Origin of the sequence: Kamptonema animale CS-326, assembly GCF_028330895.1 — a bacterium.
GTDB lineage: Bacteria > Cyanobacteriota > Cyanobacteriia > Cyanobacteriales > Microcoleaceae > Kamptonema > Kamptonema formosum.
In genome coordinates this window covers 1-19,259 of the sequence record NZ_JAQMUA010000452.1, presented here as the reverse complement: position 1 = coordinate 19,259, position 19,259 = coordinate 1, and the positions used below count along the sequence as shown (strand labels likewise).

Genomic DNA, 19,259 nt, shown 5'->3' with positions numbered 1-19,259 from the left:
GTTGTTTAGGCCACGCCCGTTGGCGGCGTTACATAGTGCGTAAGTCCCAGCAATGAAACCCAAGCTCAAGGTTTTAGCAAGACTTTCCAGAATTGGTAAGCTTTCTACTCTCTAAATTTGCATATTAATTCATTCACCTATTCATGCCTTCTGCCTTCTGCCTCTAAGTAGTTGGACATAATTAAACGTAGGGTGGGCGCTCGCCGACCACTATCTTCTGCTATCAGTTACAGGCTTGTTGCGGCGAGCGCCCACCTTACAATTTATAGCGTTTATTTATGTCCGACTACTTACTGTTGCATAAGTTTGGAGAATTGGTATTAGATGTGGAAGAGCTTCTAACTTTACTTGCCAGTTAGGAATTAGCCATTAGCGAGAGCGCTACTTCTTCTTCTTCAACTTCTCTGACGTGAAATCTTCGTAATAAGAACGCTCAGTGTTGACATCCCACAAATCGTGATTCTCACCGAAAATATTTCTCACTGCCAAAATCCCAGTCAGCATGGAATGATCTTGATTGTTATATCTGTGCATTCCGTTGCGCCCAATAGTTTGCAAGTTCTCAAATTTGGTAAGAAAACCTTGAATTACTTCCAAATGTTGGCGATACTCGCTATCATAAACTGGGTAAGCTTTTGGTTGACGAATCACAACTCCATCTTCCACATCACTAGCTTTGGCTAAATTCAAACTCTCTAACTCGCGAGCTGCCAATTCGATCAGATCCTTATCTGCTGTGTTCCAGATTTCATCACCTTCATCACAGAAATATTCCATTCCTAAACAAGTTTTGCTCAAGTCGGGAACCATCTCAGGACTCCAATTCTTGAAGTTTTGAATCCGTCCTACTTTCACATCTGGAGTGTGAATATATATCCAATTGTCAGGAAATAAATCGCGCTGATTTACAACCAGGGAGACAATCATGAAAGCACGATAGTTAAGGGATCGCGCTGCATGAATGACTTCTTCGGGCGGTGGGGGTTCCATGCGATTAAGCAGGGCCGATACGGGCATACTGGAAATAAAATTATCGCCAGAGAATTCTAATATTTTTCCATCTTGCTCTGCGGCGATGCTCTTAATCCGATATCCATCTCGCTCAATCCGAATTACTCCTGTATTGAGTTCTACTTTTCCTCCTTTTTCCTCGACAAGTTCCGTAAACCTCTCCCACATCATCCCCGGCCCTAAGCGGGGATAATCAAATTCTTTAATCAATGTTTTAGTATCATTACTACCAAAAAGAGCATTAATTATAGCTGTTGTCAGCGATAGTCCTTTAATCCGCTGCGCTGCCCAGTCTGCTTGAATCTGATTGCAAGGAATACCCCAAACTTTCTCAGTATAAGTCTTAAAAAATGTCTTATACAAACGTTCGCCAAAGCGATTAGTCACCCACTGCTCGAAAGTTTCTTCTTCGGGAAGTGGCTGCATTCTAATTTTAAAGTAGCTCAACAAAATCAATAGACTTTCGATAATGCCAAGGTTAGATAAAGTATTGAAGGCGCTGAGGGGATAGTTAAAAAATCTGCCTCCGTAGTAAATTCGCGATAGGCGGGGTACTTTAATAAAATCTTTTGCTAGTACCTCCATCCAAAGCTGCTGGACAGCTTCAACTTTAGTGTAAAATCGGTGGCCGCCGATATCAAAACGATAGCCTTTGTAGGTTTCCGTGCGGGCGATTCCGCCAACTTTATCACCTTTTTCTAGCACCAGAGGTGCTACGCCTTGTTTAACCAGTTCGTAAGCAGCGGTCAAACCTGCGGGGCCAGCGCCGGTGATGATGACAGGGTAATGCTCCAACTTAGAGTACCTCCAGGTTTACTTTTGTTTTCCAGAATATCTAGAAAACGACTCTGCTCAAAATTCCGGTAGATGCTATTCCCAAAACAACATCCTACAACAATTCGCGGATTTGGGCAGGGATTTATGAGTGGGCGATCGCACACCTCCATCATTATTACTGAGCCGATGCTGGAGAGCCAACCTTAAAAAGGCCCCCTTTGTGGGATAGATGTCTCACTGTGCCGATCGCAAAAGCCAGTCCACTGTAAAGATAATACAGCCAGTGCCAAGGAATAGTCTTGAGTGCAAACCAGATCCCCTGTTTACGGGCAAAGAAGCGGTAAAGTGGCGCGTTTAGCCAGAAAAGCAATAGAGCGAACACTATTGCTACTGCCAAAAAACCAACCCAAAGCCATGCTAGAGCCAAGCATCCCACTAGCCCGTAAGCTAACATAGCGCTGATTCGGCTAGAAACTTGCAGGTTAAGGTCATTATTCAATCTGCGATCGCGCAAAATCAATTCAGTCCAAGGTAGCGCGCGGTAGAAAAAGTCAGCTTTCAGCAGTGAAACAGCTTCCCAACGTTTTAAATGTTTCACTTGCAATGTCTTGCACAGTCGAATCCGATAACCGCCAGCCTTGAGTCGATACCCCAGCTCAATATCTTCAATCGAAGGCCGACGGTAAATCTCATTAAAGCCACCCACAGCCAGAAAAATCTCTCGCCGGATGGCTCCGCAAGCCCCCCAGAAAGTGGACGCTTCCTCACAGCCAGTCTGGTGAACGTAGTGATGGAGGAGATTTCGGTACTGAGATAAGAAATTAGGTGAGCCAGGAGCATCATCATAAGAACCAATCAGCCCAGCTAAGTACGGATTTGCTTGGAAAATGTTAATCACATAACCTATAGCCTCTGGACAGACAGCGACATCCGCATCCACAAAAAATAGAATATCTCCCTGAGCTGCCAGTGCCCCCAGATTCCGAGCCTGGGCCGGGCCACCAGATTCGGGAATTCTGATTACTTTTGCGCCGTATTCCCTGGCTAAACGCCAGGAACCATCCGTATCGCCATCTGCCACTACAATAATTTCGGTAGCTCTTGGTAAGGCTTCCGCCAGTTTGGACAGACAGGTGCGGAAGTATGCGCCCCCATTGTGAACCGGGATAATAACTGAGACGGTCAACTCACTGTTATCAAGCATCACCTAAACTGTTTAAATTAAATTGCCAAAATGTACTTGAGTTTTACAGATGCTACTTTACAACGGGTAAAGCCTGTTTATTTTTGAGGGAGAACCATTAAGCTTGTGTTCTCAAATACATAATTTTTGCTAATCTTCGTAATTGCCTTGCGTTCGATTTCTACTTGTATTCTAGTAAACATTTTGTTGATAGTGCGACGTTTGGGGGGCATCTTTACAAATTCTTTAATTATCTGATTACTTTAATAAATTTACCGAAAAGCTGAGCCTGCTTTTTAGCTTAATAGTCTTATACTACACAAAATTTTTACCCAAGTGTGCTGGTCAAGTATAGTCTAATACTGTTCCTCTGCGCTCTCAGCTTAGAGTCCGCCGATCGCTATCGCCAGTTTCTTCCTTGACGCGAAAGAGGATTCAGAGATAGCATTTCGGGTAGAGAGCAGCACCGATCGATCCACTCTCCGAGAACTAAGTCAAATATGGATACCTCTAAAAATGATTTGACCTTACCTTTAGTTTCAGTTATTATACCAGCCTATAATGCTGAAGCTTTTATTGAAAAAACGCTCTTGTCTGTCTTATCTCAAACTTACGATCGTATTGAAGTTTTAGTAGTTGATGATGGCTCTAGCGATCGCACTGCGGAAATAGTCAAATCTTTTGCTCAACAAGATCGACGCATTATCTTTCTGCAACAGTCTAATGCCGGAGTTGCAGCGGCTCGAAATTTAGCTATTGAAAAATCCAGTGGAGAATATATTGCACCCATTGATGCCGATGATATTTGGTATCCTCAAAACCTCGAAAAACAAGTGCAGTGTATGTTAAATTCTGAGTCATCGGTAGGATTAGTTTATTCTTGGTCGCTAGATATTAATCGAGAAGACCTACTAACAGGAGGATTCTACAATTCTACCATAGAAGGAGAAGTTTACAAACCTCTAATTTATAAATATTTTATAGGCAATGCTAGCTCCTCTCTGATTCGCCGTGTTTGTTTGGAGAAAGTCGGCGGTTACAACTGTCAATTAAAAGCAGAAAAGGCTCAAGGCTGTGAAGACTGGGATCTTTATCTCCGCATTGCGGAATATTATCAATTTAAAGTTGTTCCAGAGTTTCTAGTCGGCTATCGCCAGATTACTAGCAGTATGTCTTCCAACTGTGCAGAAATGGCAAAGTCTCACGCTCTGCTCGTGGCAGATATCCGGCAGCGTCACCCTGAGATTTCCCCTAGTATTTATAATTGGTCTAGCAGTAAATTTTATATCTACTTTGCCTCTAAAAATAAGCACGGCAAGAATTATCAAGGTACCTTATTTTGGCTATATAAAGCTTTGAAAGCAGATTGGCTAATGACTATTTTACATCATAACTTTTATCTGCTAACAATTGACAGTATATTAAAACTTATAGCTCAATTATTGAAACCTCAATTTGTACAGAAATCTGATTCAGAAATAGAGTTGGATTCAGCCTCAAACTCAAATAGCTCAGGGATGAAAATTGCCGATATTGAGCGGCGAATGAGCATACACAAACTATTGCCATCCCAAGTCTATGAAAGAATTCGGTTAAAGAGATTGGGAAACGATAACAGCAAAAGAGCGATCGCGATTTAGCTAGGATAATTCAGGGCGAGCGCTATTAGGACTTACGCTCATGGCCCCAGAAACCGGGCTTCCGCCGTGCAGTTCGGCCTTTCGGTAAGCTTAGGACAACGCAAGCTCACCGTCCGCGTCAGCCGAACGGTTTTTGAGAGAATATGTGGGTGCGGGCGAAGTATTTTCGTCAAAAAACTGCTGGTTGAGCGAAAGTCGAAACCCGGTTTCTGTGGTTGGGTGCGTAAGTCGTGGCTATTTAATAAAATGTGGTAGGGGCGCGATCGCCCTCTTGGATTCAGCTATATTCAAAGAGGTAGGCGATCGCCTCTGATGAGGTGAGTAGTCTGGTAAGGTATGCTTCACATCACATATATTCTATAATTGAGAAAGCTTGATAATAAAAATAACTGCTATGAAAGATTTAATCCAACAAGAGTTAGAAAAGCTCGATCGAGAACAACTCAAACAAGTATTTGAATTTATTGCATTTCTAAAATTTCGTGCGAGATTAGTTACTATTCCAGCAATGGATGAAACTAACTTAGCTGCACTTTACAGCGAATTTGCCGAAGAAGACCGACAACTTGCGGAACTTGGAATGAGCGAATATGCAGAATTCCTCAAACATGAGGATTTGGTATGACAACCAGACGAGGTGAAATCTGGATTGCCAACTTCGATCCCACACAAGGTTCCGAACAGTCTGGTATACGTCCCACAATTATTTTTCAGAACGATACTATTTCGAGATACACGACTACTGTTATCAGTATTCCTCTCACAACTAATCTGCGCCGTGCTTCTCTTCCTTCCTGTGTTCTAATTCCCAGTGGTGAGGGAGGATTAGCTCAAGATTCTGTTGCATTGTGTCATCAAATACGAGTGTTAGATAAAACAAGATTGCGAAGTAAAATTGGTGAAATTAATCCAGAGATACTGGTACAATTAGAAAATATCGTATTATTTACCTTGGGTTATTTACCTTAAAAATAGCGATATAGTTGGTGCTAACCCAGCCCCTAGACCCTAATTTAATCAACGACAAATTATGAAGAAAACTATTAAACTTATGCCTGATTATGGATGCCACACTCTTTGGTGGTAAGAACTAGATTTGGTTGGTAATATTGACCCAGAAACCCTACTTTTAAGCCAGGAAACTCTCAAACGTCTGGACGCATGAGCTAATGCCTATGATGCCACTTTGGACATAGCCAATCCTGCTAACTCCCCAGGGTTTCTCAACGATCTCGAAGAAGAGTTCGAGCGTGAAAGGATTAGTTTATGGCAACAGTTGCAAAAAGAACTATCGCCAGCTTATGAAGTTTTATATTTCAGTTTTAAAAAAGGAAAGCTTCTGGCTCATAAGACTGAATTAATGGCTGCTATAGAGTTGGGATGAGAGCGATCGGCAAACCGCAGCAAAATATTCGTATCCACAAGACATAACATTGCTATGGATGATCCTCATAGATACCAGCACGACTGACTGCAAAATCCGATACCAGAGGGAGATTTACTCCCATATTTTTAATGAACTCATCAGCTAATTAATCTAGACGTGCGGAGCTAATTAATTCAACTCTATACAAGGTCATCACGATCGACCAGTGTGGTAGGGATGGGTTCACCGATGGATTTTATTACCCATAGATAATCTCGATAAACCCCAAATTCCCTTAGTACGGAGGATTTTTCTTAGACACATTCAGCATTGGTAACTGAGGTCTAGAAGAATGAGGAGGGAGATAATATTCTGGGGCTGGGGCGGGTTGCTCGATAGAGGAACTGTGGATTTGCCACCAACGGAGAGCGATCGCCACGCTAGCAGTACCGAGTCCAAAAGCTAATAACGACCCACTCGCGGCCATACCGCCGATCGCGGCATCAACAGCCCCTACTGTAATCACAAAGCTGGTGACAGGCTCCCTGCGGTAAGCTGATTTTAAAATGCGCTGCCATGAAACATTCATCGCGGTTTACTCAGTTCTGTTTATCTACGATCTCTAAAACTTAGAGTTGGCGGAAAGTTCGGGATTTTCTAGCTCAAAGGCTAGCCGAATTTAACTTTATATCCTCACCTTGGGGAATTGTAGGAGAGCGCGACCAAATTGCCAAGCTCTTGAGCTACAAAATTTTACCTCCGACATCTGGGGACGGCGATAATTTTCACTGGCGAGAATTTCACTCTTAGATACAGAACTCCTTGAACTTGTTCTCGCTAATGTCTATTCTAACTAAATCCTAGAGGCGATCGCGGTGAAGAACGCTTGCTGCCCTTGACTAGAGCAGAATGGTAGAAATAACTCACCAGTTAAAAAAAGGTGGAAAAGTATGAGCAATAAGTCTTTTAACTTTCTACCCTTCTAGATAACTAAATCCCTTCTACCTTCTAGCTTTTGCCTTCTGCTTCGGTTCTCTAGCGTCCCTGAAACCCTGGCAAGCTTCCTAGACTAACCCCAAGAGTAACGTAGGGGCTGACCTTAGCCATTGCTAAAATTTAGTTGAGACCTAGCCAAGAGAGTAATCCCTGTCCACTGAAATACTCGATAATCAGAGTTAGGGTAAAACCAACCATCGCGGCTCGACCATTGAGGCGTTCCGCGTAGTCGTTGAAGCCAAACTTTGGCTGTTCCAGCTTGGGAGTAGTGGTGGGTTGTAGTTGCGACATTGCTTGCGGTACCTCGCGACGTAATGCTAGTTAAGTTTAAACTAGCTTGTTTAGTTACAATTCTTCAACATTTATGTCTATTGTGTAAAGAGGGTTAACCTGCCGTCAAGCCTCCCTGGTTAGAAAAATGTTCTAAATTCAGCCTAATAGCTCCCATCAACTCGAAATATGTCAAATCAGTTAGAGTCCTTTTCGTCACTTCCGCCTGCTGTGCAGCGAGTTGCTTCTGCCCTTCGTAATGTAGGGTGGGTTTGCTTTTGGGCGCAATCAGTGCTATCAGTAGTTGCGGCGCTGATTTTGCTATTTGCTATCCCCTTTGCTTTGCCAAGTGCAGCTTCTGGTGCGCGTTCAACAAATCCTGGTACTGGTGGGGGTTTATTTTTTGCGATTTGCGGGCTAGGGGTACTCGCTTATAGTGTTTATCGAGCTTTCCGCTACACTCGCTTGTCCAGAGAATTGCGATCGCCCAGTACCACTACCCGCCCCAAGAAGGCTGACACGATTCAAGCAGTACGATTGGCCCTGATGAGCAATACGGTCGGGATGTTCCTGACTATACTAGGAGCAGAAGCGATCAGCGGCACGCTGTTAGCTAAATCTCTGGCTCAGCCACAAGCTTTATACAACCCCAATATCAATTTTAACCAGTTCATCCAGCCCCTCGATATTTTTGTGGTACTGGCTAACACCCACGCTATTTTTGCCCACTTTATCGGTATTGTCGCCGCCCTTTGGTTACTAGAGCGCATTTATAAGCAGTAGGAAGAGGGGGTCAGAGACTACGGAAGCAAGAACTCTGAGGACACAAAATGGGGCTGATTGGGGTCAATTTAGGAGGGTGATTTCTGGCGATCGCATCCAGGGTCAAGTTGTTGAGGGGGCCACCCTAATTATTGTAATTGGTGAGTCAGCGAGTTTCAGGGTTCTTGTCTTTTTAGTTGGGTATTGAGAATGTTTAAATCCCCATGCCGCAACCATTTTCAACCTTGAAAATGGTTAAATTTTAGTAACTAAATTATACTCAATATTTTTACGTACTTACTAGCTCAAGACTTACGCACCCAACCTCATAAACCGGGTTTCGACTTTCGCTCAACCAGCAGTTTTTTTACGAAAATACTTCGTTCTGCCTTCTAACTCCTGCCTCCTGCCTCCTGCCTCCTGCTTTACCCACTCCTCGACGATGGGTTTAGGCTTCTCCTCCATCCAGCCAACCTTTGCTAGGTGCCTTTCCGCCTCTCCTCAGTTACCCCTATTAACGCCTACCTACTTACTTAGAGAAATTGTACTAGCATAAGTAAGAGTAGCAAAGAATGTGGAAATTACGGATTTCAACTAGAGGGTAACTAAGTTAGTATACTTTCTATTACAACTGTTGTTAACCCTAAAATTGTCAGACAGTATTCTCAAAAATACAAGCTTGAGTTTGAATACGGTATATTCTAACACATTATCTTTCACAACCACTGTTAAGGTAGGTAAAAATTATATGAGTATCAAGCTCAATTACAAACTAATAGAAAAAATTAACGAGGGTTTGAATACAGTAGTCTATCGTGCCCAGAGAAAGGAAGATGGACAGGCTGTAATCATCAAGCTTTTGAGAGCAGAATATCCTACTCTCGAAGAAATCATGCAATTGAGACATGAATATGAAATTTCTAGAAATCTTAATTTAGAAGGTATTGTCAAGCCCTACGGGTTAGAAAACCATCGTAATGGTCTGGCATTGATATTAGAAGATTCAAAAGGAGAAGCCCTCAAAAAGTTTTTGAGCCATCGCCAACTTGAACTAAAAGAGTTTTTGTCAATCGCTATTCAGTTAGCAGACACTCTGGGTAAGTTGCATGACAATAAAATTATTCATAAAGATATTAAGCCGACCAATATCATCATTACTCCTGCTACCCTCGAAGTAAAAATTACTGACTTTAGCATTGCCACGCGATTGTCTAGAGAGACGCAAACACTCAACCATCCCACTTTATTAGAAGGCACAATAGCCTATATATCACCAGAGCAAACAGGGCGAATGAATCGCTCAATTGACTACCGTACTGACTTCTACTCTTTAGGTGTCACATTCTACGAAATGATGTGTGGTGAAGTGCCATTTAAGGCTACAGATCCTATGGAATTAGTTCACTGTCACATCGCTAAGCAGCCTGTCTCGCTTTGGGAGATTATGGAGTTAAAAGAGAAAAATAGCAGATTAGAAGTCACGCAGGAGCATCTCAACTCTAAAATCCAAAATGGCGCGATTATCAAAGCAATTTCTGACATTGTGATGAAATTACTAGCAAAGACTGCTGAAGATAGATATCAAAGTGGGTATGGTCTTAAGGCAGATTTAGAACAATGTCTAAATCAATTGCAACAAACTGGAACAATTGGTCACTTCATTCCCGGCGAGCGCGATAAGTCAGGTAAATTTTCAATTCCCCAAAAACTCTATGGACGAGAAACACAAGTAGCCAATCTAATGGACGCTTTTGACAGAGTTAGCAGGGGAACAGCCGAGATTATGCTAGTTTCCGGTTACTCAGGAATAGGTAAATCTTGCTTAGTTTATGAAGTCCACAAACCCATTGTCGGAGCAAGAGGTTATTTTATCTCAGGCAAGTTTGACCAGTTTAAACGAAATATTCCCTATGGAGCATTAATTCAAGCTTTTGAAGAACTAATTCGGCAATTGTTAACAGAAAACTCTGAAAGAATTGACTTTTGGAGACAGCAGATTTTAAATGAGTTAGGTCAAAATACTAGAGTCATAATTGACGTTATTCCCGAATTGGAATTGATCGTTGGCGAGCAACCTGAAGTTTCTCGATTAGGGGCAAGCGAATCACAAAACCGTTTTAATCTGGCTTTTAAACAGTTCATTCATATTTTCACTCAAAAAGCACATCCGCTAGTTCTATTTTTAGATGATTTACAGTGGGCAGATTCTGCTTCTTTAAAATTGATTCATGTGCTGCTAACTGACCAAGATAGCCAATATTTATTAGTGATTGGAGCCTATCGAGATAACGAAGTCAGCCCAACTCACCCGTTAATGCAGACCTTAGATAGTATTTATTCATCCGGATCGATCGTAAATAATATCATTCTGCAACCGTTGACACTTAGTACAGTCAATCAATTAGTTGCTGACACCTTGGGTGACAACGGCTCATCAGCAATCTCCCCTCTTGCTTATGTTTCGGAGCAAAAGGGAGAAACTGAGGAAGAAAGTTTGCTTGCTAAAAACAATAACGATGAAATAGAAAAGTGCAAGTTATTAGCTGAGCTAGTTTTCAATAAAACTCAAGGTAATCCCTTTTTTCTCACTCAACTGCTCACATCCCTTTACGCCGAAAAACTGTTGAAATTCGACTTCAGCATTGGCAAATGGCAGTGGGATATGGCCCAGATTCAAAGTATTGCGATCGCAGATTATAATGTCGTCGAACTCATAGCTAGAAATATTCTAAAACTGCCTTCCGACACCCAGAAAGTTTTAAAGTTAGCAGCTTGTATTGGCAACAGGTTTAATTTAGATGTTTTGGCAATAGTAAGTGAAAAATCTATATCAGAAACGGCATCTGCTTTATGGGATGGGCTTCAGACTGGTCTAATTTTGCCCTTTGGAGAAAGTGCTTACAAAATACCGTTACTGTGCAAGGGGAATGAGTCTTTAGCAATAGCCAATAGTCAAGGATCGCAATTAGAAATTAATACTTACAAAGTATCTTACAGATTTTTGCATGACCGAGTGCAACAAGCGGCTTATTCTCTAATTCCTACTAAGCAGCAAAAAGCTACCCACCTAAAAATCGGTCAACTACTGTTACACAATACAAATCAAGAAGCTTTAGAAGAAAATGTCTTTGATATTGTTAGCCAGCTCAATGTGGGAGTAGAATTCATTACCGAGCAAGCAGAAAAATACCAGCTTGCTCAATTAAATTTAATGGCTGGTCGAAAAGCCAAAGCAGCTTCAGCTTATGAAGCTGCTGTCATGCAATTAAGAGTAGGATTAAACCTCTTAGCAGAAAACAGTTGGCAGAGTAACTACGACCTGACACTAGCACTTTATGTAGAAGCCGTAGAAGCAGAATATCTTAATACGAATTACGAAAGATCAGCAACTCTTGCTGAAATTGTATTGCAACAAGCTAACACCCTGCTCGAAAGAGTGAAAGTATATGAGTTACAAATCCAGTTTTATATGGCTCAAAACCAGATGTTAAAAGCCATTGATACTGGGCTGGAAGTGCTCGATATGCTAGGTGTTTCCTTGTCAAATGACGAAGGCGATGGGGGTTTTGTGGTTGAGTTGCCAGATATCGCAGACTTGGACAATATCCCAGAAATGACAGATCCTTATAAGATAGCAGCCTTAAAGATACTGATGTCTCTTGTTTCTCCTGCTTACGCTGCCAAACCCGAAATTTTGTCTCTGCTGGCGGTGACTCTAGTTAAAATCTGCGTTGAACACGGTCATTCCCCTCTTGCGGCTTTTGCGTATGTTTTTTATAGCATAATACTGTGTTCAGCAATCGGCGAAATAGATGCTGGATATCATGCAGGTCAGCTAGCGTTAAAGCTGTTAGATAAATTCAATGCTAATTCGCTTAAATGTAAAGTCTACGAATTATTTAATGGTTTTGTCGTACATTGGAAAAAGCCAGCTAAAGAAGCCTTACCGTTCTTAATATCGGGATTGCAAAGTGGACTAGCAAGTGGAGATATAGAATATGCTGGTTATTGTGGCACTGTCTATTGTGCTAGCATATTTTTGACTGGGGAACGATTAGACATTGTAGAAACGGAACAAGAGCAATATCTTGATTTAGTACATAAACTAAAACAAGATTATTCTATTTATTACATCCAGATATTTCACCAGTTGACGCTAAATCTTCAAAATGAAGTTAGCTCTAAATGTCGGTTGGTGGGGAAAAGTTTTAATGAAATAGAAATGTTGCCTGTTTTTATTAAAACTAATAATAGGATTTTAGTGTTTATTAGTTATCTTGCCAAGACGATTCTATTTTATCTGTTTAAGGATTCTAAGAATGCTGTTACCAACGCCTGTTTAGCCGCAGAACACGCAGTCAGTGTAATGGGTATGGTAGTTTCTGCTCCTCATACCTTTTACTATTCGTTGGCTCTCCTTGCTCAGTATCCCCAAGTTTCCAGCTTGGAACAACAAGAATACCTTAATATTGTAGATGCTAATCAACAACAAATGCAGAAATGGGCATTTAATGCCCCCTCTAACTTCCAGCATAAGTACGACCTTGTGGAAGCAGAAAAAGCACGGGTTAAAGGGCAAATTGTAGAAGCAATGGAATATTATGACCGAGCTATAGCGGGAGCAAAAGCCCAAGGATATATTCAGGAAGAAGCAATAGCTTCAGAACTAGCGGCCGAGTTTTATTTCTCCATCGGTAGAGACAAGTTTGCTCAAATTTATTTAACACAGGCTTACTACGGATATATTCGTTGGGGAGCTAAAGCTAAGGTTAAAGATTTAGAGTCTAGATATCCTTTGGTATTTTCCGAGATGCTGATGCGAGAATCCACAGGTATAGAGATTAATAGGACAACAACATCGACTACAGGAGGAAGTTCTGCGGTTTTGGATTTGTCCACTGTCAATAAAGCAGCTCTGGCCTTGGCTGAGGAAATAGTTCTCGATAAGTTGCTGGATAAGCTACTGAAAATTGTGATGGAAAATGCCGGAGCTACTAATAGCTCCCTGATTTTAGAAAAAGATGGAAAGCTTTTGATAGAAGCTACAGGTGTTGTGGATAAAAATACTGTTGTATTGTGTTGTGAATTACCCGTTGAAAACAGTGAGAATATACCTATTTCTATAATTAACTACGTGGGAATAGCTAAAGAAAATGTTGTGTTAAATGACGCAACAGTGTCAGGAAGATTCATAAACGATTCTTACATCATAAAAACACAGCCAAAGTCAATATTATCTATGCCTATTATTAATCAAGGCAAGCTAATTGGTATCCTTTACTTAGAAAATAATATCACAAGTGGTGCCTTTACACCTCAGCGGCTGGAAGTCTTAAAAATACTTTCTTCACAAATAGCTATATCCCTTAAAAATGCGATGCTTTATGGGAAATTGGAAACTGCAACTCAAAGGCTGAAAACAGCTAACGAGCAATTAGACGATTACAACCAAACCCTAGAACAGAAAGTGGAAGCAAGGACGGTAGAGTTACAAGAAAAAAATATACTTTTGAGAGAACAAGCAATTCAGATTGAACTTGCTCTACAGGAATTGCAAGCGGCACAGACTCAACTAATTCAAACGGAAAAAATGTCAAGTCTGGGGCAAATGGTTGCTGGCATAGCTCACGAAATCAATAATCCGATTAACTTTATATATGGCAATCTTACTCACGCTAGTGACTATTTCCATGACTTATTGGGGGTATTGAATCTTTACCAGCAGCAATTGCCTAATGCAACTCCTGAGATTAATAACCTTGCAGAAAATATCGATCTGGAATTCTTAATTTCTGATTTTCCTCGACTGCTTGATTCGATGCAGGTAGGGGCGGAACGCATCCGCCAGATTGTCTTGTCGCTGCGGAATTTCTCGCGGTTGGATGAGGCGGTAATGAAAGAAGTAGATATCCATGAAGGACTCGATAGCACTCTGCTTTTGTTGCAAAATCAGCTAAAAGCTAGGCCAGAAAATCGAGGTATTGAAATTGTTAAAGAGTATGGAAAGCTACCTAGTGTAGAGTGTTATCCGGGCTTCCTGAACCAAGTATTTATGAATATACTCAGCAATGCTATTGATGCGATAGAAGACTCATTTGTTGTTTCTCCTAAAGTAGCAGGAGAGAAAAAAGAACTTGTGACCAATAAAAAAGGCAAAATTTGCATTCGTACCAGTGTCGTCAACGGTAACAAAGTGCATATTTGTATTGCTGACAATGGAGCGGGGATGACAGAGGAAGTATGCCAAAGGGTTTTCGATCCTTTCTTTACTACGAAACCTGTGGGATCTGGTACTGGTTTGGGTTTAGCTATTAGCTATCAAATTGTAGTGGAAAAACATCATGGTAGGCTAACTTGTATTTCAGCACCCGGAAAGGGAGCGGAGTTTGTGATTGAGATTCCGATCGAGCAATAAACCAAATAAGTAGAAGACGCAGAAAGAAATAAATTTTTCTTTCCTTTATACAAACTATTCAAAAGTTACTGGCTTTAGTAAGACAGTAATTATATTTGCCTGTTTGTGCATTTTTTTTGTATTTATTTTTACTCTTTAAAATACCACTAAAGGTAGATTTACAAAAATAATACCATCCGTTAGAGTGAAAATTAATAGCCTTTAGAGGCTTTTGTAATCCCTTTCATAATATTTCTTAAGTCTTAGGTTCACAACAATAAGATATCTATCAAGAGAACATAAGGATTTTGATAGTTATTTTAATTATTTAAGCCCTTTGGCTGAGACTCGGATATTAACTCCGCAATGCTTATGCGAACGGAGTAAAAAATTCACTATTGCTCGATACTAAGGAAGAATAAAATGCTAGGTAATTTAAAGGATGCGTGTATCCACCAGCTATTTGAGTTCCAAGTAAAGCGATCGCCTGACGCTATTGCCGTAATTTTTGAAGGGCAGCAGCTAACCTATCAGGATCTAAACTCCCAAGCTAACCAGTTGGCGCATTATCTGAAGACTCTGGGTGTCGGGCAAGAGGTATTGGTTGCAGCCTGTGTAGAGCGATCGCTAGAAATGGTAGTAGGTCTATTAGGTATTCTCAAAGCAGGCGGAGCTTATGTACCACTAGATCCGAATTATCCCCAACATAGACTGGCATTCATGTTAGAACATTCGCAAACGCCAGTCTTACTTACACAACAGCATTTAGTCGATTCTCTTCCCGAACACCAAGCCCATGTTATCTGTTTAGATGGGAATTCAGAAATATTCAATCGCTTCAGCAAAGAAAACCCTGAAACAGAGGTGAGAGGGGATAATTTAGCTTATGTAATATACACATCCGGCTCTACTGGTCAACCCAAAGGAGTTGCGATCGAGCATCGCGGTGCAGTTAACACGCTTCTTGATATTAACGATCGCTTTGAAGTTGGAGCAGGCGATCGCGTCTTAGCTCTATCCTCCCTCAGCTTTGACTTATCTGTATACGACATTTTCGGGTTGCTGGCTGCGGGAGGAACCGTTGTTATCCCGAAAGTATCAGCAACGCCAGATCCCGCTGATTGGGTTGAGGCGATCGCGCGATCGCAAGTCACAATCTGGAACTCAGCACCCGCCTTGATGCAGATGCTTGTAGATTATGCTGCTGCTCATAGCAACACTCTGTCATCATCTCTGCGATTAGTGCTTCTTAGTGGCGATTGGATACCCCTGACTTTGCCAGCTCAAATCCAAGCTTTAGTTAAGAGTGCTGTGTCGAATACACCCCTCCCCAGCCCTCCCCTTAGCAAGGAGAGGGGGCCCGATAGGGCGGGTGGGGTTTTGTACTTAACTGAGAGTGAATTGAGTCAACCCCTCCCCAACCCTCCCCTTAGCAAGGGGAGGGGGCTAGATAGGGCTGAGTTGGCATCCGCTGTAGACGAACATTCAACCCTTGCGGTCATTGGCTTAGGAGGTGCAACCGAGGCTTCCATCTGGTCGATTTTATATCCCATCGGAACTGTTGACCCAGCCTGGAAAAGCATTCCTTACGGTCGATCGATGACTAACCAGCAATTCTACGTCCTCAACGAAGCAATGGAGCCTTGTAATGAGGGAGAAGTTGGGGAACTCTACATCGGGGGAATTGGTTTAGCTAGATGCTATTGGCGAGATGAGGAAAAAACCAGCAAACGCTTCATTACTCATCCCCATACAGGCGATCGCCTTTACTGTACGGGCGATCTGGGTCGCTATCTGCCCGATGGTAACATTGAGTTTCAAGGTCGCATCGACCACCAAGTTAAAATTCGCGGCTTCCGTATCGAACTGGGCGAGATTGAATCTGTGCTGGGACAACATCCAGATGTGCAGGTAGCAGTGGTAACAGCACAAGAAGATGTACCCGGACAGAAGCGCTTGATAGCTTATCTTGTTTCTAAAGTCACCGCAGAACGCACGCCATTTAAAAGCGAATGTTTAGCAGAATTTGATGGCGATCGCTCCCTTAAACTACACACAGAAGACATATCAGTAGGTGGCATCGGCGTAGTCGGAGTTCTAGATAATTGGGCAAGAGGCAAACACATCTGCCTGCGCCTCCTACTACCCGGAAATACTGAAGAACAATGTTTTGAGGGAACTGTTGCTTGGTGTGAGGGAAATCAGGCAGGAATTGATTTATCTCTCACACCCACAGAAGAAGCTGTAATTCAGCAGAGCATAGACTACATCTTAGAAACCCAAGGCTTCTTAAAATTTTTGCAACGCACCCTCGCAGGCAAGTTGCGTAACTTCCTGAAAGATAAGTTGCCCGAATATATGATGCCTTCCAGCTTTGTATTCCTGAAAAGCTTGCCGCTAACGCCCAACGGCAAAATAGACCGCCAGAAGCTACTAGCACCTACCGTTAAAAAAATTCCCGAAGTCAGACAAGATTATGTAGCACCTCAAACTCCAGTCGAAGAAGTCGTAGCAGGTATTTGGGCGGAAGTGTTGGGATTAGAGCGAGTTGGTATTCGCGATAACTTCTTGGAATTGGGAGGTCACTCTCTGCTAGTCACGCAGATTGCAACTCGAATGCGAGACACCTTCCAGATGGAATTACCCTTGCGTACCTTGTTTGAGTCTGCCACAGTCGCCGATCTTGCCCACAATCTGGAAATCGCCAGTCAAAAAGCTCCCATAACCCAGGCTCCACCGATTCAACCAATTTCGCGCGATCGGGACTTGCCTTTGTCTTTCAGCCAGCAACAACTGTGGTTTTTATGTCAACTAGCTCCCGATACGCCTTTTTATAACGAACCGATTACCATTCGTCTACCTGGTTCGGTCAATATCGCCGCACTAGAGCGCAGCATCAGCGAAATCGTCAAGCGTCACGAAATTTTGCGAACCACCTTTGCTGTAGTAAGTGGGCAACCAGTGATGGTAATTCAAGATGCCTTTAATTTTGCTTTGCCAGTAGTGAATCTTCAGGAATTACCAGAGACAGAACGGGAGACTGAAGCCTTACGACTGGCAACTTTGGAAGCGAAACAGCCTTTTGACCTCGCCCAAGGGCCACTGCTGCGGGCTACTCTTATGCAGTTGGGTGAGACAGATTACAGGTTGTTCCTGACCATACACCACATCATTATTGATGCTGTTTCTCTGCACGGCTTATTTCTCAAGGAACTGGGGACACTTTACACCACATTTTCTTTAGGCTTGCCATCACCCCTTTCTGAACTACCGCTCCAGTTTGCGGACTTTGCCTACTGGCAACGGCAATGGCTACACGGAGAGGTACTGGAAAACCAACTGAGATACTGGAAACAGCAACTAGCCGATTTGCCAACACTGCAACTACCCACAGACCGAGCGCGATCGCCAATGCAAAGCTTTCGGGGTGCAAGACAATGTGTGGCGCTACCTCAAAGTCTGAGCGAGGCGATCGCGAAATTGAGTCAGAAAGAAGGCGTTACCCTCTACATGACACTGCTGGCAGCCTTCAAAACCTTACTCTATCGCTACACGGGGCAGACAGATATAGTGGTCGGGACTGTCACCGCCGGACGCAACCAGCCAGAGATTCACCAACTAATTGGGTGCTTCGTTAACACATTGGTGCTGCGTACCGATCTTAAGGAAAATCCTACTTTCCGGCAGTTGCTCGAAAGAGTGCGGGAAGTGACTTTGGGAGCATTTGCTTACCAAGATTTGCCTTTTGAGAAGTTGGTAGAAGCACTGCAACCAGAGCGGAATTTAGGTCAAAACCCACTATTCCAGGTCGCTTTTGTTCTGCAACCCCCAATGTCAGGGTTTGATTCAATGCTGAATTGGAGCCAGTTGGACATTGATACCGAAACGGCAAAGTTTGATTTAACCCTGGAATTACAGGAGACATCGGAGGGCCTAGCTGGTCGTTTTGAGTACAGCACAGATTTGTTTGATGCTGAGACCATTGAGCGGATGTTAGGGAATTTTCAGACTTTACTCGAAGGTATCGTTACTAACCCAGAGCAGAAAATTGCAGAATTGCCTCTGTTAACTGAGTTTGAACGGCAGCAGTTAGCGGTCTGGAACAAAACGGAAACTGATTACCCTAAAGATGCTTGCATACATCAGTTGTTTGAAGAGCAGGTAGAGAAATCTCCTAATGCGATCGCCCTAGTCTTTGAAGATGAGCAACTGACCTATCAAGAGCTGAATCAACGAGCGAATCAGCTAGCACATCATCTCCGCAATTTGGGTGTGGGGCCAGAGGTATTGGTAGGTATCTGTGTAGAGCGATCGCTAGAAATGATAGTGGGACTGCTGGGCATTCTCAAAGCTGGCGGGGCTTATGTACCGCTAGACCCAGCTTATCCCCCAGAGCGTTTAGCTTTCATGCTAGAAGATGCCTCTGTACCAATTCTGCTGACTCAGGCGCGGTTGATAAAATCTCTTCCCAAACATCAAGGGCGTACAGTTTGTCTGGACACTGATTGGGAAATCATTGAGCGACAGAGCGAGGAAAATCTAATCAGTGAGGTGAAGTTCGATAACCTCGCTTATGTCATCTACACCTCCGGTTCTACTGGTAAACCCAAAGGAGTAGCGATCGAGCACCGCAACGCAGTTGCTCTATTGGATTGGGCAAGACAGGTTTTTACTTCAGAGGATCTCGCTGGAGTTTTGGCCTCAACCTCTATTTGCTTCGATCTGTCAGTATTCGAGCTGTTTGTTACCCTAAGCTGGGGTGGCAAAGTCATTCTGGCAGAGAACGCATTGCATTTGCCCACATTGTCCGCCGCCCATGATGTCACGCTGATCAATACCGTTCCCTCTGCGATCGCACAG

The 19,259-nt window shown here is 42.8% G+C and carries 11 protein-coding genes; 7 read left to right on the top strand and 4 right to left on the bottom strand.

All coding sequences use genetic code 11. The annotated features are described in order from the left end of the window. Positions 1-381 precede the first annotated feature (381 nt). Together PN499_RS26385 and PN499_RS26380 are read right to left on the bottom strand one after the other, a co-directional pair. Positions 382-1,806, bottom strand: coding sequence for an NAD(P)/FAD-dependent oxidoreductase (locus PN499_RS26385; protein ID WP_272036122.1), 1,425 nt, complete (start codon positions 1,804-1,806; stop codon positions 382-384). Between the two features lie 157 nt (positions 1,807-1,963). Further along, a complete protein-coding gene (locus PN499_RS26380) occupies positions 1,964-2,992 on the bottom strand; it encodes a glycosyltransferase family 2 protein (protein ID WP_272036120.1) in 1,029 nt (342 codons plus the stop codon). A gap of 479 nt (positions 2,993-3,471) precedes the next feature. On the opposite strand from PN499_RS26380, the gene PN499_RS26375 reads away from it, so the two are divergent. The 4 genes from PN499_RS26375 to PN499_RS26360 all read left to right on the top strand — a co-directional run bounded on the left by PN499_RS26375 (position 3,472) and on the right by PN499_RS26360 (position 5,995). After that, on the top strand, positions 3,472-4,611 hold the full coding sequence (locus tag PN499_RS26375) for a glycosyltransferase family 2 protein (protein WP_272036118.1): 1,140 nt from the start codon (positions 3,472-3,474) through the stop codon (positions 4,609-4,611). Positions 4,612-5,005: 394 nt separating this feature from the next. Then, positions 5,006-5,236, top strand: a complete 231-nt coding sequence (locus PN499_RS26370) for a hypothetical protein (RefSeq protein ID WP_272036116.1) — start codon at positions 5,006-5,008, stop codon at positions 5,234-5,236. Further along, positions 5,233-5,580 carry a type II toxin-antitoxin system PemK/MazF family toxin gene (locus PN499_RS26365; RefSeq protein WP_272036114.1) on the top strand — a complete coding sequence of 116 codons (348 nt, stop codon included), beginning with the start codon at positions 5,233-5,235 and terminating at the stop codon, positions 5,578-5,580. Before PN499_RS26370 ends, PN499_RS26365 begins: the two co-directional genes overlap by 4 nt. A gap of 217 nt (positions 5,581-5,797) precedes the next feature. Continuing rightward, positions 5,798-5,995, top strand: a complete 198-nt coding sequence (locus tag PN499_RS26360) for a hypothetical protein (protein WP_272036112.1) — start codon at positions 5,798-5,800, stop codon at positions 5,993-5,995. A 277-nt stretch (positions 5,996-6,272) separates the two neighbouring features. On the opposite strand, the gene PN499_RS26355 is transcribed toward PN499_RS26360, so the two are convergent. Further along, a complete protein-coding gene (locus PN499_RS26355) occupies positions 6,273-6,566 on the bottom strand; it encodes a hypothetical protein (protein WP_272036110.1) in 294 nt (97 codons plus the stop codon). Between the two features lie 527 nt (positions 6,567-7,093). Further along, on the bottom strand, positions 7,094-7,264 hold the full coding sequence (locus PN499_RS26350) for a hypothetical protein (protein WP_272036108.1): 171 nt from the start codon (positions 7,262-7,264) through the stop codon (positions 7,094-7,096). A gap of 168 nt (positions 7,265-7,432) precedes the next feature. Here PN499_RS26350 and PN499_RS26345 point away from each other — a divergent pair, with 168 nt between their 5' ends. From PN499_RS26345 to PN499_RS26335, 3 genes are all read left to right on the top strand, one after another. After that, a complete protein-coding gene (locus PN499_RS26345) occupies positions 7,433-8,026 on the top strand; it encodes a DUF3611 family protein (RefSeq protein ID WP_007357784.1) in 594 nt (197 codons plus the stop codon). A gap of 727 nt (positions 8,027-8,753) precedes the next feature. Continuing rightward, positions 8,754-14,420 (top strand): trifunctional serine/threonine-protein kinase/ATP-binding protein/sensor histidine kinase, encoded by a 5,667-nt coding sequence (locus PN499_RS26340; protein WP_272036106.1) that lies wholly within the window; start codon positions 8,754-8,756, stop codon positions 14,418-14,420. 402 nt (positions 14,421-14,822) lie between these two features. Further along, a partial coding sequence (locus PN499_RS26335) for an AMP-binding protein (protein ID WP_272036104.1) occupies positions 14,823-19,259 on the top strand: 4,437 nt, incomplete at its 3' end.

Bases quoted from the DNA above. Each gene is read 5' to 3' on its own strand.
- PN499_RS26380 (WP_272036120.1), bottom strand. From the start codon at position 2,992: ATGCTTGATAACAGTGAGTTGACCGTCTCAGTTATTATCCCGGTTCAC.
- PN499_RS26375 (WP_272036118.1), top strand. From the start codon at position 3,472: ATGGATACCTCTAAAAATGATTTGACCTTACCTTTAGTTTCAGTTATT.
- PN499_RS26370 (WP_272036116.1), top strand. From the start codon at position 5,006: ATGAAAGATTTAATCCAACAAGAGTTAGAAAAGCTCGATCGAGAACAA.
- PN499_RS26365 (WP_272036114.1), top strand. From the start codon at position 5,233: ATGACAACCAGACGAGGTGAAATCTGGATTGCCAACTTCGATCCCACA.
- PN499_RS26355 (WP_272036110.1), bottom strand. From the start codon at position 6,566: ATGAATGTTTCATGGCAGCGCATTTTAAAATCAGCTTACCGCAGGGAG.
- PN499_RS26350 (WP_272036108.1), bottom strand. From the start codon at position 7,264: ATGTCGCAACTACAACCCACCACTACTCCCAAGCTGGAACAGCCAAAG.
- PN499_RS26345 (WP_007357784.1), top strand. From the start codon at position 7,433: ATGTCAAATCAGTTAGAGTCCTTTTCGTCACTTCCGCCTGCTGTGCAG.
- PN499_RS26340 (WP_272036106.1), top strand. From the start codon at position 8,754: ATGAGTATCAAGCTCAATTACAAACTAATAGAAAAAATTAACGAGGGT.